Raw genomic sequence first — 20,733 nt, 5'->3', positions numbered from 1 at the left:
TGTTTATTGGTTATCATTATCTAAGGGCAATTCGCCCATTTCTTTGATATGTGCTTTGCTCGCCGTGAACACCCACCAAAAGAGCAGGGCGAAGAACACGAAGAATATCAACAGTGATATCATCGGATAGGTGGCAACGCCCTCAATACTTTCCATATGGTTTTTTACAAATTTCAACATGACCTATTTATTTTGTGATAACAAATCTTCAGTTTCTTTAACCTTGATATCGGTACCCAAGCGCTGTAAGTACGCAATTAGAGCAACAATTTCACGGTCTCGCATTTCTACGAATTGCTCACCATTTTCTTGGGCATACTTCTTATCGGCCTCATAGGTTCTGGCAAACTCGGGATCTGTGTACAGATTTTTCTCAATTTGCTCTGCCTGTTCGGCCATAGACCGTTGGGCATTCGCAATATCTTCTTCAGTGTAAGGCACGCCTAGACTGACCATGGCCTCCATCTTGGCCTCGACCCCACTTCGGTCATGCTCACTGGTGACCAACCATTGGTAGGCAGGCATAATAGAACCTGACGATGTGCTCTGTGGGTCGTACATGTGGTTCAAATGCCAATTGTCTGAGTACTTGCCGCCGACCCGTAAAAGATCAGGGCCGGTACGCTTACTGCCCCACAAGAAGGGGTGGTCGTAGACGAACTCGCCAGCCTTGGCATACTCGCCATAGCGTTCGACCTCACTTCTGAACGGACGTATCATCTGTGAATGACAGCCGACACAACCTTCACGGATGTAAAGGTCGCGGCCTTCCAACTCCAATGGTGTATAGGGCTTCACACTGGTAATCGTTGGAATGTTGGACTTGACCAAAATAGTGGGCACAATCTGAATGATACCCCCTATCAAAATGGCCACCGTTGCCAATATGGTCAATTGAACCGGTCTGCGCTCCAGCCACGTGTGGAAGGTTTCTCCAGCGACCCTGCGCTTTGAAACCCTTGTTAAGGCAGGAGCCTCGGCCAATTCGTCTGTTACCGCACTTCCTTTTCTGATGGTGACAATAATATTATAGACCATAATCAGCATACCTACAATGAAAAGGCTACCACCAATGGCCCGCATCCAATACATGGGGATGATTTGTGTTACGGTCTCTAAAAAGTTACCGTACACCAATGTACCATCTGGATTAAAATCCTTCCACATCAAAGCCTGGGTGAAACCCGCCACATACATCGGCAGCGCATAAAGCACGATGCCCAGCGTGCCTATCCAGAAATGGAAATTGGCCAAACCCTTTGAGTGCAACGTCGTCTTGAACATTCGTGGCACCAACCAATAGATCATACCAAAGGTCAAGAAACCGTTCCATGCCAATGCCCCAACATGAACGTGGGCGATAATCCAGTCACTAAAGTGGGCGATCGCGTTCACATTTTTAAGGGAAAGCATGGGGCCTTCAAATGTGGCCATACCATAACCTGTGATGGCCACTACCATAAATTTTAGGGTGGCATCTGAACGGACTTTATCCCATACACCCCGTAACGTTAAGAGACCATTGATCATACCGCCCCAAGAAGGTGCTATGAGCATTACCGAGAATACCACGCCCAAGTTCTGTGCCCAATCGGGCAACGATGAATACAGCAAGTGGTGCGGCCCCGCCCAGATATAGATAAAAATCAACGACCAAAAGTGAACGATTGAAAGTCGGTACGAATACACGGGCCTGTTCGCGGCTTTTGGCACAAAATAGTACATGAGACCCAAAAACGGAGTTGTCAAAAAGAAGGCGACCGCATTGTGCCCGTACCACCATTGTACCAGGGCATCCTGCACCCCGGCATAGACCGAATAACTTTTTAGGGCGGTCACTGGCAGCTCTAAGCTATTGAAAATATGGAGCACCGCCACCGTGACGAAAGTGGCCAGATAAAACCAAACCGCTACATAAAGGTGCCGTTGCCTCCTTTTGAGAATGGTACCGATCATGTTCCATCCAAAAGCGACCCAAACCAAAGCGATGGCGATATCAATGGGCCATTCCAACTCGGCATATTCTTTTGAAGTGGTGTAGCCCAACGGCAAGGTTACCGCAGCTGCAACGATGATGGCCTGCCAACCCCAGAAATTGAAGTTGCTGAGCGCATCACTGAACATTCTTGCCTTTAAAAGGCGCTGCAATGAGTAATACACCCCTGCAAAAATGGCGTTGCCCACAAAGGCAAAAATCACCGCGTTGGTATGCAGTGGCCGTAAACGCCCAAAACTGAGCCATGAGATTCCATCCGTTAAGTTTGGAAAAAGAAACATAAAGGCCAGCAACAAGCCCACGACCATACCCACAACACCCCAAAGCATTGTGGCATACAGGAACTTCTGTACGATTTTATTATCGTAATGAAACTGTTGTACTTCCATAATTATTTGATTTCACTTTTAGTTGGATTACTTTTTTCTTTTGATTTTTCCACAAGCTCATCCTCGAATAACATTCGAACCGATGGCGTATAGGCATCATCGTACTGCCCGGCTTTTACCGAAAGCAAGAAAACCGCAAAAAAGCAAACTGCGACAGCAATACTGATTGCCAACAACACATAAATAACACTCATACCTGCCTGAATTTCGCGGTAAAACTACCTCGCTTAAGTTGCCAGAAAAATGACATATATCAGCTTTTTATCTTTTTTAATCTTCTGCCCAAAATATTCGTGGCGACCGTTGTGAAAACCACAATGCTTATAGAACTCAAAGGCATCAATATCGCTGCAATCACTGGTTGCAGCTGCCCGGTTACGGCAAAGTACAGTCCTACCAGATTGTAGCACAACGACAGCAAAAAACTCATTTTGATGATGCCGATGGATTGCCTTGACATTTTGAGCAATCTATCCAATCCCTTTAATCGTGAAGCATCCAAAATGGCATCACAGGCCGGTGAAAAAACATTGATGTTCTCTGAAACTGCTAAGCCCACATCACTTTGGGCCAAAGCCCCTGCATCGTTCAATCCGTCACCGACCATCAAGACTTTTCGTTTTTCTTGAAGTGTTTTTACAAAACCCAGTTTATCTTCTGGCTTTTGGTTGAAAAACATGGGGGTACCAAAGGGCAGCATACGTTCGAGCGTTTCTTTTTCGCCTTCATTGTCACCTGATAAAATGGCCGTGGCATACTTTTTACCAAGTTTTTCAAATAACTTATTAAGACCTGGGCGGTATTTGTTCTTGAACACAAACCGACCTTTGTAATTTTCATCCGCACTTATATGAACCGATGTTTCCAACGTCTTTTGGGTTTTGATTTCCCCAACATAGTTGGCCGATCCCGCTTTGATGGAGTGTTCCTTCATTTTTCCATGGATGCCCTTTCCGGTTTGTTCATCAAACTCATCCAAGGTGTAAATTTCATTGCTCTGCAAAATCTCATACAAAGAGCGGCTCAAGGGGTGATTGGAAGCCCTAAGTGTATTTTTCAATAAGGATGCTTCAGCATTGGTTAGCTCCATCCCTTCATAAACAATCGTATTTTCGGCTGATGAGGTCAGTGTACCGGTCTTGTCAAATATGACCATCTCTATTTGGGCCAACCGCTCAATCGCATTGGAGTCTTTTACATAAAATTTATGCTTCCCAAAGATTCGCAGAAGATTGCCCAAAGTGAAGGGTGCGGCCAGTGCAATGGCACAGGGGCAGGCAATGATCAATACTGCCGTAAAGACATTCATGGCCTTGCTCGGGTCATAAAACAACCAGAATGAGGTCGCCAAAATGGCGATGGTCAGTACTGCAACGGTGAACCGTTTGCCGATACTATCGGTGATGGTCTGAAAATGTGTGGCCTCGTTCTTTGAAAATACGGCATTGCTCCACAGTTGGGTGAGATAACTTTGCGATACCGATTTCAACACCTCAACTTCAAGAAGGCCGCCCTGCTGTTTTCCGCCCGCAAACAACTTATCGCCCGAATGCTTGAAAACGGGTTGTGACTCGCCGGTCACAAAACTATAGTCTATCTGCGCACTACCTGAAATCAAAATACAATCGGTGGGCAGTATTTCTTGGTTTCTAATCAGTAATCTGTCGCCCGGTCTGATTTCGTAGATCTGTGTCTTTTCTTCGGTATGGTCTTTTTTCAATCTGGTCACCGCGATAGGGAAATACGACTTATAATCACGCTCAAACGAGAGAAAAGCATAGGTCTTTTGCTGAAAGAACCTGCCCACCAATAAAAAGAATACCAAGCCCGTCAAGCTGTCGAAGAAACCTGAGCCCAAATCAAAGGCAATGTCGGCTGTGCTTCTCAAGAACAGCGTCAAAATGCCCAAAGCTATGGGCACATCAATGTTCAGCAACCTTGAGCGCAAGCCCTTGAAGGCAGAGACGAAGTAATCTTGGGCTGCATAAAAGACAACGGGCAGCGAAAAAGCGAACATCAACCAGCGAAACACCACCTTATATTGGTCGAGCCAAAACTCTTCGACCTCAAAATATTCAGGAAAAGAGAGTAGCATCACATTGCCGAAAGCAAAACCGGCGACCCCCAATTTGTAAATCAGGCTACGATCAACTTTTTTGGTTTTTTTGTCATAATCATCCAATGAAATGTTGGGCTCGTATCCGATTCGAGACAATAAGATGGCCAATTCCATCAAAGTAAGATTCTCGCTGGAGTATGTGATACGCACTTTTTTCTTTGGAAAGTCAACCTGTGAGCTTTTGATATGTGGATGCAGTCGGTTCAAATTCTCCAACACCCAAATGCACGAGCTACAATGAATGTGCGGAATATGGAGATTGATGACCTGAACACCATCTTCATTGAATTCCAAAAGCTTTTCTACGATGGCTTGGTTTTCCAGAAAATCATACTTTCCTATGACCTCATTTGGCGAAGCCCCTGCCCTGCCCTCTAAATCGTAGTAATATGAAAGGTCATTGGTGGTAAAGATTTCATAGACGGTCTTACAGCCATTGCAACAAAACTCTTTTTCATCAAAAACTACTTTGGTTTTATCGCAATCATCACCACAATGATAACATTTTGAAATGACCATACAGATTTGCTAATACCTGGGCCAAAGATGCGATATGGCGACCGGGCAAAATATGATAAATGTCAGTTTTTAAGAAAATGCCCGCTGTTACCTTTGTTATATGAAAAAATGCGACACCATAAGGGTCAAGCAGTTAAATGACTTCAAATCATTGTCTGAAGCGGCACGACAAAAAATGCTGAATGCTTCAGAGACCCTGTTCTTGCCCAAAGGTTCCGTTCTTTTTAAAGAGAACCAACATCTCAACAAACTATATTGTATCAGAGAGGGAGCCTGCAAGTTCAGTAAGCTTGACCATTCGGGTCAAGAACATATTCTACGTTTTTTGGGAAAAGGAGAGCTCATGGGCAAGCGTGCCATGGTCACGAACAATGGGGCAAAGGTGTCGGCAACTGCCCTGACCGATACCAAACTTTGTTGTTTCGACAAAAACGAAGTACTTGAAAACTTGAGGACAAATGCAGACTTTTGCAACGATCTTTTGAGTGCATTTGTTGAAGATGCCAATACCAATGAACACACGCGGATTATTTTCTGCGTGCACAAGGGCATTAAACAACGATTGGCAAGATTACTTTTGTACTTGACAGATAAATTTGGCCAGCATACAAACGGAAAAATGCGAATACGGCTGAAGCGTGAAGATATGGCGGCAGTCTTGGGCACTTCACAAGAATACATCATCAACTTGTTGGCGAGATTTCGTAACGCTGGGTTCATCAAGGTAGAAAGAAGTGAGATATTTATCCTTTCAAAAGAAGGGCTTCAGAAATCAATCTGAGCAACCTAAAAAATTTTAGGTTTTTTTAAATACAGAAACTGTAATTTTAGATGTCAGGTAATCAAAAAATTATGGATAGTAGATGTGAAAATTGCATTGTGCGGCAATTCAACTCGTTGCGTGCAATGAACAAAGAAGAATTGAAGAAAGTTTCTGATTCAAAGACCACCAAAAAAATCAAAAAAGGGCAGCCACTCTTTGAAGAGGGTGAAAAATTGAACGGGGTTTTCTGCGTCCGCAACGGGGTTTCAAAATTATCGAAACTCAGCGCGAACGGTAAGGATCAAATCGTGAAATTGGCCTCCAAGGGCGAGGTTATGGGGCAACGTTCAGTGATTGCAGAAGAATCCACGAATCTTTCAGCGGTGGCGGTCAGTGATATGGAGGTCTGTTTTATTCCCAAAGACAGTATTGTGAACACTTTGCATAAAAATCCCAATTTTACGCTCGAAGTTCTCCGTCACATGGCCCATGACTTGAAGGAAGCCGATGACGTCATTGTCAACATGTCTCAAAAGACCGTGAAACAGCGTATGGCAGAGGCATTTCTGTACCTAAAGAACAATTTTGGGGAAAATGCTGATGGATTCTTAAACCTCACCCTGTCGCGCGAAGATATGGCCAATGTGGTAGGCACGGCAACTGAGTCGGCCATCCGGATCATTTCTGAATTCAAGAAAAAAGGGTATATCAACACTTCGGGCAAAAAAATCGGAATTGCCGATGAACGAAAGTTGAAAGACTTGGTCGAGGGTTACTGAGCATTTTACACCAAAAGCTGATAAATATCATAAACTGCCCGATGGGGTCGCACTAACTTCGCTTTATCTATTTTTAATAATGTAAGGATGAAGCGAGTATTGATTCCCACGGATTTTTCACCAAATGCATGGAATGCCATTGAATACGCCACGCAACTTTTTCAAAATCAGAGATGCATCTTTTATTTGCTGAACACCTACACCCCGGTGATCCCCAGCAGTCGTTTTATGGCACCCATGATCGACGGGGTTCGAATTGAAGATGCCCTTAGGACCAATTCTGAACAAGGACTTGAAAATACAGCCAAAAAAATTCAAGCAAAATATAAGAATACACTCCACCAATTTGAGACCATCTCATCATTCAATTTGTTGGTAGATGAAGTGTTGGATGTCATTGATACCTATGGTATTGACATCGTCATTACCGGAACAAAAGGAGCTTCGGGCATGGAGGAAGTATTCATGGGAAGCAATACGGTTCGGATCATCAAGAACGTCAGAAAATGTCCTGTACTGGCGATTCCGCAGCACTTTGATTACGTTGCACCGAATGAAATTGCCTTTGCCACTGATTTCAATCGATTTTATACCGCGTCAGAATTGGCACCGTTGATAGAAATGGCCCAGACATTTGATGCTGTTATCCGTATCGTACATGTTCAGTATCAAATAAAACCCTTGAACGAATTGCAACAGTTCAATCTGAACATGCTCAGAAAATATTTGGCCGGGGTCGAACACTTCGTGCATACCGTCTCTGAGCTGCACTCTGTATCAAAAACCTTGGAAATTTTTTCCGGCGAACTTGACATCCATTTATTGGCGATGCTCAATTATCAGCATAGCTATATGGAAAAAATGACCAGAGAGCCCATAGTGAAACGAACGGCGTTCCATACACAAATTCCTTTATTGGTCATTCCTGAGCTTGGTATGGAATTCAAACCTGAAAAATCAGGGAAAAGTCAAAAAGAGGTAGCTTCGAACTAATCATCCTGTTTATAGGATTTGTCTTCGTAAAAATCTTCAAAGGTCTTTGAGGTTTTATAATTGTCAGTCAACACTTTATAGACCATTACACCGACCATGATTTGCCCGAATACGGTGAGGTAAAAAACCCATCCAAACGAAAAGTTGATACTGGCAAGCACAGTCACAACGACCAGGACCAAGGTGGTCAATCCTACCATATCCATTGCAGAAATTTTCATACACTTTGTTTTTGTCTAAAAATTACGAATAATCAATAAACAAAAATCGTATTTGGCAAGAGCTTAACAGAAACATAAAAGCCTCGAACAGTTGTTCGAGGCTTCTGTACCGAAGGTGGGAATCGAACCCACACGGTATTGCTACCACTGGATTTTGAATCCAGCGCGTCTACCAGTTCCGCCACTTCGGCAAATGGGACTGCAAAGCTAAAAAATAATTTTAATCCCAAAACCAAAATAACCCATATTTATACTTTTGCAACCCGATTAAATTTTTAAATTTGCACCTCTTTAAAAAGAAGCAGGTCAAAACACTAACCGACAAGAGATTATAATGCCCTATCAAGTTCCAGAACCCAAGATTTTTGCCTGTACACAGAGTACAGCATTGGGAAAGAAAATCGCCAAGAAATATGGCGCTGAACTGGGCAATGTCATTTTTTCGAGATACAGTGATGGCGAATTTCAGCCTTCTTTTGAAGAATCAATACGCGGGGCCCGAATTTTTATAATCGGTTCCACACACCCAAGTTCTGAGAATTTAATGGAGATGCTATTGATGCTCGATGCGGCAAAACGCGCATCGGCAAGACATATCACCGCGGTGATGCCCTACTTTGGTTGGGCAAGGCAAGACCGAAAAGATAAGCCCCGGGTACCCATAGCGGCAAAATTGATTGCCAAAATGTTGGAAACAGCTGGTGCTACCCGTATCATCACTATGGATTTGCACGCTGACCAAATTCAAGGGTTTTTTGAGAAGCCCGTGGATCATTTGTTTGCATCGACATTGTTTTTGCCACATCTCAAAAAATTGAACCTAGACAATCTTTGCATTGCCTCACCTGACATGGGCGGCTCAAAAAGAGCCTACGCCTACTCAAAGGCGCTGGAAAGTGATGTTGTCATCTGTTACAAACAAAGGGCCAAAGCCAATGTCATAGAGAAAATGGAGCTGATAGGTGAGGTCAAAGGTAAAAATGTGGTGCTTGTTGATGATATGGTAGATACTGCGGGCACATTGACCAGGGCAGCTGATTTGATGATGGAGCGCGGCGCCAAAAGCGTTCGCGCCATTACCACACATGGGCTTCTGTCTGGTGATGCGTATGAAAAAATTGAAAAATCAAAGTTGGAGGAATTGATCATTACCGATTCGATTCCCCCGACCAATAAGAGCGATAAAATCAAGGTATTGAGTTGTGCCGGCCTTTTCGCCGATGTCATGCACCGTGTGCACCACAACACCTCAATTGCCTCAAAATTTTTGATGTAAGCATTATGTACCATCAAAGTGTTTAAGACAGTAATCAATTATTAATAATCTATAATTTCAAAATGAAGTCAATTACAATCAAAGGATCCCAAAGAGAAAGCGTGGGCAAGTCATCGACCAAGGCCCTACGTAATGCTGGAAAGGTCCCTTGCGTGCTGTACGGAGGGGAAACACCATTGCACTTTTCAGCAGATGAAATCGCATTCAAAGATTTGGTCTACACCCCCAATGCACACACAGTTGTGATTGAAGTGGAAAACGGTGAAAAATATGATGCTGTTCTACAGGATATTCAGTTTCACCCCGTTACTGACAACATCTTGCACATCGACTTTTATCAACTGTTCGATGACAAACCTGTGACCATGAAAATACCTGTAAGGTTGGAAGGAAATTCTCCTGGGGTACGAAATGGTGGAAGATTATTGTTCAGAAAAAGAAAATTGGAAATCAGGGCGTTGCCCAAAGATTTGCCCGATTTCTTCAATGTTGACATTTCTAAATTGAAAATCGGTGATAATATTTCTGTGGAATCGTTGCTGAATGACGATTTTACCATTCTACATCCTGACTCAACCGTGGTAGTTCAAGTGAAAACACAACGTGCCGCCATTGTGGTCGAGGAAGATGAGGAAGAAGAAGGTGTTGAAGGCGAAGCTGTCGAAGGTGGTGAAGGTGCTGAAGCTGGTGGCGAAGCCCCAGCTGCAGAAGCCCCCGCAGAAGAAAAAGCAGAATAAGCAAAACACACATTACTGTGAAAGCATCCCTAAAATGATTTTAGGGATGCTTTTGTATTTTTAGTGGAAAGTTTGACCATGTTTCGATGGATTCACTCCCTGTTCACTTCCAAAAAATCCCTTCTTGAAGAAACTGATACCATGAAAAAGTTCTTGATTGTCGGTCTGGGCAATATTGGGCAAGACTATGCAGAGACCCGCCACAATATTGGTTTTAAAATTTTGGATGCGCTTGCCAACGAAGAAAACCTGACATTTGAAACTGTCAAACTTGGTGATGTGGCTACGTTCAAATATAAGGGTAGGTCGGTGCTTTGCCTAAAACCCTCGACCTATATGAACTTAAGTGGAAAAGCAGTTCGTTTCTGGATGGAAAAAGAAAACATTCCTCTTGAAAACATTCTCATCATCACCGATGATATCAATTTACCCTTCGGAACACTACGTCTAAAGACCAAAGGAAGTGATGGCGGACACAATGGGCTAAAAGATGTTCAAAATACCTTACAGACCACCAGATACAACCGATTCCGATTTGGTGTCGGTGCAGATTTCGGCAAGGGTAAACAGGTGGATTATGTACTTGGAAAATGGAATGAAGAAGAACTCAAAGCCCTTTCTGAACGGTTGAAAAAATCAACCGATTTGGTACGTTCCTTCATTTTTGCAGGGGTCAAGAACACCATGAACGAGTTCAACAATACCTGATGAACTCATTTACAGCACCTTAAAGTCGAATACTCCTGAGTCTGACTCATTGCCTTGGGCATCAATGGTCACAATCTTCCAATAATAGGTGGTGCCAGAACTGATGTTGACCGTCGTTTCTGTGGTATTGGCATCAGTGGTCGCCAATACTTCAGGCGAATTCTGCTCTGAAAAATACACTTCATAAGATGCAATGTCATCTTCTACATCTGTACCATTCCACTTTAAGGTAGTTTGGCCCATTGCGTTGGCGTTTATGGTCGACCCTGGTTGCGGAGCCATGATCTGTGCCGGAAAAGGAGCATAATTGGTCTGTGCCCCCTCGTTATAAAATAGCCAGCTATCACTTACAGCGGTCAATCCAGAAGCTTGGTTTCTTGAGGTCACCGTCCATGAAAACGGGGTGCCCTTGTCTATGGAAACACTAGCCATGGTATTCTGGGTGGTAATGGGCTGTAGACTCACATTGGTATTCAAATTGACCACACTCAGCGTGTAGCTATCCGTATTGGCGGAAGCTTGCCATTCAAAGGTAACTTGGGTCTGGGTTTCGCTCACATCCTGTCCTGTGGTGCATTCTGAGTTCTGTAATGGAAAGACCAATGCAGGGGCTTCCGGTTGCGGTGGTGGCCCATCGTCACCTCCACCACATCCAACAAGAAAAACAAAACCCATTATGATGCCCGCTATCTTTTTCATTGTTTCAGCATTTTCAATACTTTGCTTTGATTGGCGCTTGATGCCCTGATATAATAGACTCCGGGGGGCAATCCTCCAAAATCCATTGACAAAACGTTCCCATTTTTTGAAACCTTCTCTGTTCGGATCAGCCGACCGTTCACACTGTAAATTGCAATATTGACCCTTTCAGCATCATCGGCAAAATAGATGTTCGTTGTTGTACTTACAGGATTGGGATATAGCACAGGCTCACCGAATAGCAAAATCTCTTCTTCGTAAGTGCCCTGGCACGGTAAATTGGTGGATACTTTCAAATTGTTTTGGCCTTCTTTCAGGTCAAGCATAATTTCAGAGGCAGTCGTTTGGGTCAACAGACCATTGATTTCAATGTTGTAAAGATTACCGCCGTTCAAATTGAAAATCAATTTTTTCTGATCGGCCACCAACGTCGTTGAAACGGTAAGAACTTCGGGTTCTTCAATATTGATCTCGAAACATCGTTCTCTAAAGTTTATGGTTCCATCAGTTCCTGTAATGCATAATGAGTACTGCCCAGAAGCAAGGTTTTGAAATGCACCAGTGTCTGTGAAATCAACCGTTTCATTCACTCCATCCCCAGAAAGTGTTGCCGTGTAATCAATACTTTCATCACTTGCGGTGATTTCAATTTGGCCATTATTGTTGTTTCGACAAGTCTCACTGCTCACGGTGATCAGAAAATTGTCTACCGCAAAGTCATTGAGTGCACATCCATTGGTGTCAACAGCAACCCCTTTTGGAGTACCCAAACAAAGGTCATCGCCATCATCAAATACACCATCTTCATCATCATCTGGCCTGAAAGCACCTTCTGCACAGACCTCCAATGAAAAATCGGCCAATGCCCCGCCATCTGATGGTGCGGTATCTTGAACTGTCAATACCCAGTCGCCCAGCAACGATTCTCCGTTGAAGGCTTCCAGAACACCTACAGGTTGTACGGTACCGCTGATGGCAGGAGTTCCTCCACATACCAAAACAGTACCATCATCGTCAAAAATCGCATCGATATTGTTTTGTGAACCGCAATTTTTTGAAGTCAAGACCACGGTGGTACCCGAAGGAGAGGTGAGTGAGATAATCAAATCTTCCACAAATGAATGGGTTAAACTGACACCAACATTCACGTCGGCGACTACGAGGTCTTCCAAAAAAGTAATCGTTGAGGTGACTTCTGGGGTACCCTGGGGTGAAATTTCAGCAGGCAATCCTACAGCAGAAAGATTTTTGCAGTCTATTTGAATGGTTGTAAAATCAAGTGCGGTACTGAATACTCCCTCCCCACAGTTATTTTTTGGTCTTACCCTCCAGAAATAATTGGTCTGGGGTTCCAAGCTGGTTGATTTATACCTGTTGGTTGCCACTGTGGCTGTTTCCACAATGGCAGTAAAGGCATCATCCGTAGCTATTTCCAAATCGTAAGCAGTTGCCGAAACTTCAGCTTGCCATTCAAAAAGTGGATTGACAGCTGTATTCAACTCTCCGTCAGTCGGGCTGGTCAATGTCACAGCATCAAAAGTCGTATCATATAAGCTTAGGTTCAAAACCACCTCTTGGGTCACGGTGGCCGAAGTGGCAGTAATGGTCAATGGGTAACTTCCTTCAGCCACTGCACCTGTATCAGTAATTGATATGAGAACAGGCGTATCATCAGCTGTAGCTGTTGTGGGAGAAAATGTCACCGTTAGCCCAGGAGGGGCATCGGCACTGAAGGTAGATTCTTCTGAAAACCCTCCATAGGTCTTGTACGTAAATGAAATGTCTACATCCGATGGTTGGCAAGCTTCAAAATCCAGTCCCGGAAAATCAAGGACAACCTCGGTCTCTTCAATGGTAAAGTCTGTGCTATTGACCGCAAAAAAGACATTATTACTGGCCTTGACCATAAAACGTGCCTCTGTGGTCGCATTGCCCGGAAGCAACACATCGGCACTGCCGGTATTGGGCAAATCTTCAGCAAGAAACAATGGAAACGTTGTACCCCCATCTAAAGAAAGGAAAATATCGACCGTTTCTGCATTGATAGGGGCCAAATTGGTATTGGCCACATCCCATGTTACCTGTTGTGTGCTTCCCGCTTGATATGTTTCGTTGGATGTCTGTGAGGTCACTGCAAAAGGTCCTGCAGCATCTTCAACATCGATTTTGACCAAATCTGTCACCACTTGACCTCCACCAGCTGCATTATCCCGCACGGTCAAGACAAAATTGAGTTCCCGTTGAATATTGGATACAGTTTCCCAAGCTGAATTGGTCGCAGGCTGTGTCTGTGTCAGATTGCCCTGTACCACTTCTGAAAGTCTCGGAAAATAGCGATTGCGATCTGTTGTTGGTGGCAATGATCTAAAGTTTGCCCCACTTGGATTTTCAGGGCCAAAAGTACTGGTGGTGACGACACCGTTATCCACTTGTTCCCAAGCATAGGTCAGCACATCGCCCACATCAGGGTCGGTTGCCGTTGCCGTCAACACAAATGCAGTGCCTTTCGGAATCACAAAATCACTGATAGGGGTGATTGAAGGAGGGTTGTTTGTCAGTGCCGCCGTTTCGGCGCAAGTCACCGTCTGAAGGTAATCGGTGATTTGTAGAATGCTGTAATAGTGAAAATAATCATCACCATTGGGGGCCACATTGTTACCTTCAACGATGCCCGCATACCCCATGATGGTCGTGCCACTTGCAGGCTCAGCCTGTACACCGGTGCCTTCAGATTCAAAAGACCAGGTATGGTTCGCCCCGAATTGGTGTCCCAGTTCATGGGATACAAAATCAAGGTCAAAATTATCGCCTTCAGGGGTCAACGCCGATGAAAAAGCACTGCCCTTTCTGCCATCGACACAAACAGAACCAATAAAACCTGCATTGCCGTTGTCATTGTCACGGTGAAAAAGGTGCCCCACATCGTAATTGGCCTCGCCGATGGTGGTCGTCAATGTACTTTGTACTTGGGCATTTAGATTGCCGTTATAGGGATCCGAGGTCGAATCGGTAAAAATGACTTCGTCGTTGTTGGCAATCAGCTCTAAGGTTACGCCCAAATCAGTCTCAAAAACCTCGTTTACCCTTGTCAAGGTCGCATTGATGGCAGCGAGTGCATCAGCTACCGTACCCCCGTGATAGGTTGTATATTCCCCTGTGGTAGAGACCGCAATGCGAAATCTTCTGAGGACTTGGTCATCGACCAATGCTTTTGAGATATTGGTTTTTTTAAGTCCCATTGCCAGGGTCCTGCACACAAACCCATCTTTAGCAGTAAGGCCATCTTTTTTGTCGTAGACCTTATATATTCCTTGGTCTGTTTTTTGAACAAAGCCCATCTGGCCATTCTCTAAATCAATGGTCATTGCCTGAATGCCCACATGTGAGGTACTGAACCGAATCTTGGTCTTTTTATCTGCACTCCATCCCGTAAAGGATTTTATCTGGGGATATTTCTTCGAAAGCTCAGGATGGAACACTGGGGTTTCTTTGACGGAAAAACCTTTTAGTCGCCCATTCTTATCAGGAAAAAAAACTGTCGCAGATACATCTCTTGTGATACGCTGAATGTCTTTGGCAAATACCGTCTCCTCAAAAACAAAATAACCGACATTTTGGTCGGTGGAAGCTATACGTGCATTTGCGTTGGTTTGGGCTTTGGTGGGCAGCGGCTTCCAATAACCCGTTTGGGCATGGCCACAAATGCCGACCAAAAATATGGTAATTGTAAAAACAAGATGTAACTTAGCTTTCATTCAAAAGGGGCATAAAAAAAACTAAAATAAGCCTTTTTATCATTTCGCTTCGTGGAAACACTCCAAGGCATTTCTAAATTCGACAAAGCGCACCAAACTGCCGTTACCATCGGCACATTTGACGGGGTTCACATTGGGCACTTTCAACTCTTGAACCGCCTCATAAACAGTGCCAAAAGCTCAGGATTGAAATCGATGGTGCTCACTTTCTTCCCCCACCCCAGAATGGTACTGCAAAAAGATGCCGATATTAAGTTGTTGAACACTTTGGATGAAAAAGTGCAGATTCTTGAGAAAACTGGACTTGATTACTTGATCGTACACCACTTTACCAAAGAATTCTCGAGACTTTCAGCGGTGGATTTCGTGAGAGATATTCTTGTCAACGGACTCAGTGCCAAAAAAGTCATCATTGGTTATGACCATCGTTTTGGCAGAAACAGAACAGCCAATATCAATGATCTGGTGTCGTTCGGAAACACGTTTGATTTTAAGGTAGAAGAAATACCCGTTCAAGAAATTGATGACGTATCTGTCAGCTCGACAAAGATTCGCAAAGCGCTTCATGATGGTGATGTGGCTACCGCCAATGACTATTTGGGGTATGAGTACATGCTTACCGGAACCGTCGAAAAGGGCAAAGGCCTTGGGCGTGAACTGGGCTTTGCAACGGCCAACTTGGCCATTCAAGAGACCTACAAGCTGATTCCAAAAAAAGGGGTATATCTGGTGAAAAGCAAAATAGCAGAGAAGTATTTTTTTGGCATGATGAACATCGGCCTTAATCCTACAGTAGAAACTGTGAATGATGGCGGTGAAAGAACACGGATTGAAATCCATTTTTTTGATGTCGACCAAAATCTTTACGGTCAAAAAATGCAGATAGACATTTTACAACGTCTTCGCGACGAACAAAAATTCAATTCGTTGGAAGATTTGAAGAAGCAGCTTCAAAAAGACAAAAACGTTTCTCTGAACTTAATCAAAAGACAAGGTGCTCAATAAATTTCTTTTCAAGAAAATCGATAACGCCCAACTCATCGTTTTCAGGGTTCTCTATGGTTTGCTCGTATGTGCGGAAAGTTTTGGAGCCATTGGCACGGGCTGGGTTCGCAGAACCTTTATCGAGCCAAAATTCACGTTCTCGTTCATCGGTTTTGAATGGTTACAGCCCTTACCGGGTAATGGCATGTATTTCTATTTTGCCCTCATGGGCGTAATGGGCATCTTGATCACCGTTGGATACCGGTATCGTTTTGCAGCATTCACCTTTGCCGTGATGTGGTCAGGGGTGTACCTCATGCAGAAAACATCCTACAACAACCACTACTATTTATTGATGTTGCTGGCATTCATCATGGCACTGTTGCCCGCCCATAGAAATTTTTCTTTGGATGCCAAACTGAATCCATCCATACGAACCGACGCCATGTACAATTATGTGCGATGGACGATTATTGTACAGTTGTTCATTGTGTATACCTATGCTTCCGTAGCAAAACTGTACGGTGACTGGCTCGATTTCAGCATTATCGAAATCTTGATGCGCAGCAAAAAAGACTATCCCTTGATTGGTGAGCTCTTGCAAGAAAAATGGGTGCACAAAATCATTGCGGTCTTTGGTATTTTGTTCGATTTGTTGGTCATACCCGCACTACTTTGGAAACCCACCCGAAAGATAGCCTTTGTACTTTCCATATTTTTTCATTTGTTCAACAGCTATGTATTTCGGATAGGTATTTTTCCTTATTTGTCCCTCGCATTCTGTGTGTTCTTTTTTGAACCTCAGACCATCAGGAATCTCTTTTTGCCCAAAAAGAAAGTACAGGTGCCGACTGCGATCACCATCCCCAAAAACCGAAATCAGATTGTGGCTTTTATGTCCGTTTACTTCATAGTGCAACTATTGTTGCCATTGCGCCACCATACCTTTGAAGACGATGTGCTCTGGACGGAGGAGGGCCACCGGCTCAGTTGGCGCATGATGCTGCGCAGCCGCTCGGGCAGCCTTTCGATGCGTGCGGTCAATAAAGAGACCGGTAAAATTACACGCATTGAGCTCGATGATTATTTGACCAAAAAACAGCGACGAAAAGTGGCCTGTTATCCTGATTTTACATGGCAATTTGCCCAACGCATCAAAAAAGAGTTCGCAGAAAAAGGTGAAGATGTTGCTGTGTACGTGACCAATCGGGTAAAAATCAATCAGAGCAAATACCACCAGTTCATTGATCCGAAAGTCGATTTGGGCAGCGTGCCGTGGAAGCATTTTTCACACAACAAATGGATATTGCCCTCACCTTCCCGTGGGGAAGATTGAAGGTTCAAGTTGCAAATACAAACTCAAATATCAAATACAAGTTCAAAAAGTATTCGTAATCATTCGTGCAATTTGTGTCCAACAGAAAAACATCGAGCATCAAACATCCAACATCTAACAATTACCCCTAAATTTGCGCTTCAAAACCGATTTCATGCTTCAGTTACCAGCAATTCGAGAACACAAAGACGCACTCGTCAAGGCATTAAAAAAAAGAAATGTCGATGCCGAGGCCATGCTCAACGGTGTCTTACTATTGGATGAAAAGCGGAGGGCGACCCAGACTGAATTGGACAGCACCTTAGCGGAATCGAACAAATTATCAAAAGAAATCGGACAACTTTTCAAGACTGGAAAAGTGGCAGAAGCCAATGCCATCAAAGAAAAAACAGCTGGACTCAAAGACACTTCAAAGAATTTGACCGAGACCTTGAACGGAATCACTGAAGAGCTGAACAATCTTTTGTATCAAATTCCGAATACACCCCATGAATCGGTGCCTGCTGGCAATTCAGAAGAAGACAATGAGGAGGTATTCAGAAAGGGTGAAATCCCCGATTTGGGTGGCGATGCCCTACCCCACTGGGAACTGGCCAAAAAATACGACCTCATCGATTTTGAGCTCGGGGTCAAGGTCAGTGGCGCAGGTTTTCCCATTTACAAGGGCAAGGGTGCCAAACTGCAGCGTGCACTCATTTCGTATTTTTTGGACAAGAACACCCAAGCAGGCTACCAGGAGGTACAGGTACCACTTTTGATTAATGAAACATCGGGTTATGGCACCGGGCAGTTGCCCGATAAAGAAGGGCAGATGTACCATGTCTCCGGTGATGACCTGTATTTGATACCCACAGCCGAAGTGCCCATTACCAATATGTACAGGGATGAAATTTTGGCCGAAACAGATTTTCCCATCAAAATGACGGGCTACACCCCCTGTTTCAGAAGAGAGGCGGGAAGCTATGGAGCCCATGTACGCGGATTGAATCGTCTGCACCAATTTGATAAAGTGGAAATTGTTCGGATTGAGCATCCCGAGAATTCGTACAATGCGTTGGATAGTATGGTCGAGCATGTAAAATCCATTCTCGACGAACTGAAATTGCCCTATCGCATCCTACGGCTCTGTGGCGGTGATCTGGGCTTTACAGCAGCACTGACATACGATTTTGAGGTATTCTCCACCGCACAAGACCGCTGGTTGGAAATCAGCTCGGTTTCCAACTTCGAGACCTATCAGGCAAACCGTTTGAAACTCCGTTTTAAGGATTCGGATAGCAAAAGCCTGTTGGCCCACACCCTCAATGGCAGTGCTTTGGCCCTGCCCAGGGTTTTAGCCGGAATCTTGGAAAATTACCAAACCAAAAATGGAATCAAAATACCTGAAGTATTGGTGCCCTATTGTGGGTTTGAGGTGATTGATTAAGGGGTTTTGTCAATCGCTTAACATTATTCCCCTATTTTCTCCGTTATATTTGAATATGCGGTATTTCTTACTTCTAATTTCGTACTTCGTACTTCAACCTTCATTCGCCCAAGATGATTTTCTTGCCAAGCAGTATTTCAGTGAGGGGGATTATGAAAAAGCGGTTGTTTTCTATGAAAAATTGGTGGATCGAAATCCACGTCGTACAGATTTCTCCGAAGGCCTTGTCGCTTGTTACCAGCAACTGGAACGTTACGATGATGCAGAAAAATTCCTTCTAGAAAAGGTAGAAGACCCGTATGTTTTTCCAACGTTTTTCATAGAACTGGGCTACAATTACACCTTACAAGACGAACCGGAAAAAGCAGGGCAGTATTACCAGAGGGCTATCGAAAAAATAGATGAAAATCCGAATTATGGCTACGCCGTTGGCTATCGTTTTCAAAAGTACGCTCTGCTTGATGAAGCGATAAGTGCCTACACCAAAGCTATGACGCTAAAACCAGAGTTGAACTATGATTTTCAATTGGCCCGTATCTACGGGGAGCAGGGCAACATTGAGAAAATGTACCAATCATATCTTAAACTGATTGTTGACGGCAAGGCTTCACGTTCAAATGTGTTGCGAAATATTGACGATTTCATTTCTGAAGATCCCAATGCGGAGAATAATGTGCAATTTAGGCAACTGCTGCTCCAAAATGCCCAAAATCAGCCCAACTTACTTTGGAATGAGCTGTTGAGTTGGCTGTTCGTTCAACAAAAACAATACAAGAGTGCCTTCAATCAAGAAAAAGCCATTTTTAAACGCAGTGAAAATGGTGCCCTTGACCGTCTAGAATATCTAGGCCGAATAGCTATGGAAGAAAATGTACTTGATACCGCGGTTTCAGTTTTTGAGTACATCATCGCCAATGCCCAAAACAATCGAACCAGGCTAAATGCGGAACTCAACCTGATAGAGATTGCACTGATGGATGCCGACCAGAGGGAGTTGACCAATGTAGACAAAAAATTCAATGCCCTCATTGCGGAGTATGGCAATACCCCGGAGACCCAACCTTTGCAGGTGGCATTTTCCAATTTTTTGACCTTTAAAAAAGATGCGCCCGAAACAGCCATTACAATGCTCAAAAAAAGTTTGAAGCTACCTTTGGGCAGATATGGCGAGGCGTATGTAAAAATGGCATTGGGCGATATTTTGGTCTATGACCAAAAATTCAATGAGGCACTGATTTATTTTACCCAAGTACAAAAGGATTTAAAAAATGATGTTCTCGGCCAAGATGCCCGATTTAAGGTGGCACAGACCAGTTTTTACAAAGGTGACTTTGATTGGGCGCTGACCCAATTGAAAGTGCTTCGTGGTTCCACGTCACAGCTGATAGCCAATGATGCGATGCAGCTGAGCCTTTTGATTTCTGACAATTCTTTTGAAGATTCTACCCAAACCGCTTTAAAAAAATATGCGCGAGCTGACTTTTTGGCCTATCAAAACAAAACAGAGGAGGCCATCGCTAGATTTGATGATATCCTGCAAAAGCACAAAGGGGAAAAAATTGAGGACGAGGCCCTTTTGAAACAAGGAAACCTACTGGAAAAGGTCAAAAAATACGATGAGGCCGAATTCAACTATAAAAAAATATGTGAGTTTTACGCCAACGATATTCTTGCCGATGATGCCCATTTTGCTTTGGCTGAACTGTACAGAAATGTGTTGAACGAGCCTGAAAAGGCCAAATCGCACTACGAAAAAATCATTTACAATTACCAAGACAGTTATTACTTTCCGCAGGCGCAGAAAAATTTCCGGATTTTACGGGGTGATGTAATCAATTAAACACAAACGCAAATTTCAAGTGCAAACCCAAACTACTTTTATGGCTTTTGAAGTCATGTCGCTTGATATATTACTCAGGTTAATCAACATATTCTTTTTGGTTCATTGATTCAAGATTTCAAAAAGCAAATATCCTGGAACTTAAATAAGACTAAAAATGAAAAATTTTAGATTTGCTTTGAGTTGGTTATAA

Annotated in this window: 17 protein-coding genes and 1 tRNA gene; 10 read left to right on the top strand and 8 right to left on the bottom strand. The window is 43.7% G+C overall.

Annotation, left to right across the window (positions count from 1 at the left end; all coding sequences use genetic code 11):
- Nucleotides 1-3 precede the first annotated feature (3 nt).
- From AAAH86_RS08970 to AAAH86_RS08955, 4 genes are read right to left on the bottom strand one after another with little or no spacing between them, the layout of a single operon-like run.
- Nucleotides 4-180 carry a CcoQ/FixQ family Cbb3-type cytochrome c oxidase assembly chaperone gene (locus AAAH86_RS08970; protein ID WP_343487236.1) on the bottom strand — a complete coding sequence of 59 codons (177 nt, stop codon included), beginning with the start codon at nucleotides 178-180 and terminating at the stop codon, nucleotides 4-6.
- A 3-nt stretch (nucleotides 181-183) separates the two neighbouring features.
- Nucleotides 184-2,385: a cytochrome-c oxidase, cbb3-type subunit I gene (gene ccoN, locus AAAH86_RS08965; RefSeq protein ID WP_343487235.1), complete on the bottom strand. Its 2,202-nt coding sequence runs from the start codon at nucleotides 2,383-2,385 to the stop codon at nucleotides 184-186.
- A gap of 2 nt (nucleotides 2,386-2,387) precedes the next feature.
- Entirely contained in the window at nucleotides 2,388-2,579 is a 192-nt protein-coding gene (gene ccoS, locus AAAH86_RS08960) for a cbb3-type cytochrome oxidase assembly protein CcoS (protein WP_343487234.1), read from the bottom strand.
- A 59-nt stretch (nucleotides 2,580-2,638) separates the two neighbouring features.
- On the bottom strand, nucleotides 2,639-5,023 hold the full coding sequence (locus AAAH86_RS08955; protein WP_343487233.1) for a heavy metal translocating P-type ATPase metal-binding domain-containing protein: 2,385 nt from the start codon (nucleotides 5,021-5,023) through the stop codon (nucleotides 2,639-2,641).
- Between the two features lie 100 nt (nucleotides 5,024-5,123).
- Between AAAH86_RS08955 and AAAH86_RS08950 the strand changes: the two genes are divergently transcribed.
- The 3 genes from AAAH86_RS08950 (at nucleotide 5,124) to AAAH86_RS08940 (ending at nucleotide 7,558) form a co-directional block, all read left to right on the top strand.
- The gene (locus tag AAAH86_RS08950) at nucleotides 5,124-5,804 is read left to right on the top strand and encodes a Crp/Fnr family transcriptional regulator (RefSeq protein WP_343487232.1); all 681 of its coding nucleotides are present in this window, start codon (nucleotides 5,124-5,126) and stop codon (nucleotides 5,802-5,804) included.
- Nucleotides 5,805-5,875: 71 nt separating this feature from the next.
- Entirely contained in the window at nucleotides 5,876-6,565 is a 690-nt protein-coding gene (locus AAAH86_RS08945) for a Crp/Fnr family transcriptional regulator (RefSeq protein WP_343487231.1), read from the top strand.
- 87 nt (nucleotides 6,566-6,652) lie between these two features.
- Nucleotides 6,653-7,558, top strand: a complete 906-nt coding sequence (locus tag AAAH86_RS08940) for a universal stress protein (RefSeq protein WP_343487230.1) — start codon at nucleotides 6,653-6,655, stop codon at nucleotides 7,556-7,558.
- Here AAAH86_RS08940 and AAAH86_RS08935 read toward each other — a convergent pair.
- A complete protein-coding gene (locus tag AAAH86_RS08935; protein WP_343487229.1) occupies nucleotides 7,555-7,779 on the bottom strand; it encodes a hypothetical protein in 225 nt (74 codons plus the stop codon). The two genes, AAAH86_RS08940 and AAAH86_RS08935, sit on opposite strands and share 4 nt — an antisense overlap.
- A 107-nt stretch (nucleotides 7,780-7,886) precedes the next feature.
- Nucleotides 7,887-7,970 (bottom strand) — tRNA-Leu (locus AAAH86_RS08930).
- 143 nt (nucleotides 7,971-8,113) lie between these two features.
- Here AAAH86_RS08930 and AAAH86_RS08925 point away from each other — a divergent pair.
- The 3 genes from AAAH86_RS08925 (at nucleotide 8,114) to pth (ending at nucleotide 10,500) form a co-directional block, all read left to right on the top strand.
- Nucleotides 8,114-9,055 carry a ribose-phosphate pyrophosphokinase gene (locus AAAH86_RS08925; RefSeq protein ID WP_343487228.1) on the top strand — a complete coding sequence of 314 codons (942 nt, stop codon included), beginning with the start codon at nucleotides 8,114-8,116 and terminating at the stop codon, nucleotides 9,053-9,055.
- 62 nt (nucleotides 9,056-9,117) lie between these two features.
- Nucleotides 9,118-9,792, top strand: a complete 675-nt coding sequence (locus AAAH86_RS08920) for a 50S ribosomal protein L25/general stress protein Ctc (protein WP_343487227.1) — start codon at nucleotides 9,118-9,120, stop codon at nucleotides 9,790-9,792.
- 78 nt (nucleotides 9,793-9,870) lie between these two features.
- Nucleotides 9,871-10,500 carry an aminoacyl-tRNA hydrolase gene (pth, locus tag AAAH86_RS08915; RefSeq protein ID WP_343487226.1) on the top strand — a complete coding sequence of 210 codons (630 nt, stop codon included), beginning with the start codon at nucleotides 9,871-9,873 and terminating at the stop codon, nucleotides 10,498-10,500.
- A gap of 9 nt (nucleotides 10,501-10,509) precedes the next feature.
- On the opposite strand, the gene AAAH86_RS08910 is transcribed toward pth, so the two are convergent.
- Nucleotides 10,510-11,199: a hypothetical protein gene (locus AAAH86_RS08910; RefSeq protein WP_343487225.1), complete on the bottom strand. Its 690-nt coding sequence runs from the start codon at nucleotides 11,197-11,199 to the stop codon at nucleotides 10,510-10,512.
- Nucleotides 11,196-14,954, bottom strand: a complete 3,759-nt coding sequence (locus tag AAAH86_RS08905; RefSeq protein WP_343487224.1) for a reprolysin-like metallopeptidase — start codon at nucleotides 14,952-14,954, stop codon at nucleotides 11,196-11,198. Before AAAH86_RS08905 ends, AAAH86_RS08910 begins: the two co-directional genes overlap by 4 nt.
- A 51-nt stretch (nucleotides 14,955-15,005) precedes the next feature.
- Between AAAH86_RS08905 and AAAH86_RS08900 the strand changes: the two genes are divergently transcribed.
- The 4 genes from AAAH86_RS08900 (at nucleotide 15,006) to AAAH86_RS08885 (ending at nucleotide 20,540) form a co-directional block, all read left to right on the top strand.
- A complete protein-coding gene (locus AAAH86_RS08900; protein WP_343487223.1) occupies nucleotides 15,006-15,959 on the top strand; it encodes a bifunctional riboflavin kinase/FAD synthetase in 954 nt (317 codons plus the stop codon).
- A complete protein-coding gene (locus AAAH86_RS08895) occupies nucleotides 15,949-17,274 on the top strand; it encodes an HTTM domain-containing protein (RefSeq protein WP_343487222.1) in 1,326 nt (441 codons plus the stop codon). The genes AAAH86_RS08900 and AAAH86_RS08895 overlap by 11 nt, the downstream gene beginning before the upstream one ends.
- A gap of 154 nt (nucleotides 17,275-17,428) precedes the next feature.
- A complete protein-coding gene (gene serS, locus AAAH86_RS08890) occupies nucleotides 17,429-18,700 on the top strand; it encodes a serine--tRNA ligase (RefSeq protein WP_343487221.1) in 1,272 nt (423 codons plus the stop codon).
- 55 nt (nucleotides 18,701-18,755) lie between these two features.
- A complete protein-coding gene (locus tag AAAH86_RS08885; protein ID WP_343487220.1) occupies nucleotides 18,756-20,540 on the top strand; it encodes a tetratricopeptide repeat protein in 1,785 nt (594 codons plus the stop codon).
- Nucleotides 20,541-20,733 lie beyond the last annotated feature (193 nt).

Origin of the sequence: Allomuricauda sp. d1, from assembly GCF_039592695.1 — a bacterium.
In the GTDB taxonomy this organism is placed as follows: domain Bacteria; phylum Bacteroidota; class Bacteroidia; order Flavobacteriales; family Flavobacteriaceae; genus Flagellimonas_A.
The sequence above is the reverse complement of the archived record's forward strand: the minus strand, read 5'-3'. Positions and strand labels throughout refer to the sequence as shown.

Coding starts and splice junctions, on each gene's coding strand:
- AAAH86_RS08885 (WP_343487220.1), top strand. CDS start 18,756: ATGCGGTATTTCTTACTTCTAATTTCGTACTTCGTACTTCAACCTTCA.
- AAAH86_RS08935 (WP_343487229.1), bottom strand. CDS start 7,779: ATGAAAATTTCTGCAATGGATATGGTAGGATTGACCACCTTGGTCCTG.
- AAAH86_RS08940 (WP_343487230.1), top strand. CDS start 6,653: ATGAAGCGAGTATTGATTCCCACGGATTTTTCACCAAATGCATGGAAT.
- ccoN (WP_343487235.1), bottom strand. CDS start 2,385: ATGGAAGTACAACAGTTTCATTACGATAATAAAATCGTACAGAAGTTC.
- pth (WP_343487226.1), top strand. CDS start 9,871: ATGTTTCGATGGATTCACTCCCTGTTCACTTCCAAAAAATCCCTTCTT.
- AAAH86_RS08945 (WP_343487231.1), top strand. CDS start 5,876: ATGGATAGTAGATGTGAAAATTGCATTGTGCGGCAATTCAACTCGTTG.
- AAAH86_RS08920 (WP_343487227.1), top strand. CDS start 9,118: ATGAAGTCAATTACAATCAAAGGATCCCAAAGAGAAAGCGTGGGCAAG.
- serS (WP_343487221.1), top strand. CDS start 17,429: ATGCTTCAGTTACCAGCAATTCGAGAACACAAAGACGCACTCGTCAAG.
- ccoS (WP_343487234.1), bottom strand. CDS start 2,579: ATGAGTGTTATTTATGTGTTGTTGGCAATCAGTATTGCTGTCGCAGTT.
- AAAH86_RS08950 (WP_343487232.1), top strand. CDS start 5,124: ATGAAAAAATGCGACACCATAAGGGTCAAGCAGTTAAATGACTTCAAA.
- AAAH86_RS08925 (WP_343487228.1), top strand. CDS start 8,114: ATGCCCTATCAAGTTCCAGAACCCAAGATTTTTGCCTGTACACAGAGT.
- AAAH86_RS08970 (WP_343487236.1), bottom strand. CDS start 180: ATGTTGAAATTTGTAAAAAACCATATGGAAAGTATTGAGGGCGTTGCC.
- AAAH86_RS08955 (WP_343487233.1), bottom strand. CDS start 5,023: ATGGTCATTTCAAAATGTTATCATTGTGGTGATGATTGCGATAAAACC.
- AAAH86_RS08910 (WP_343487225.1), bottom strand. CDS start 11,199: ATGAAAAAGATAGCGGGCATCATAATGGGTTTTGTTTTTCTTGTTGGA.
- AAAH86_RS08905 (WP_343487224.1), bottom strand. CDS start 14,954: ATGAAAGCTAAGTTACATCTTGTTTTTACAATTACCATATTTTTGGTC.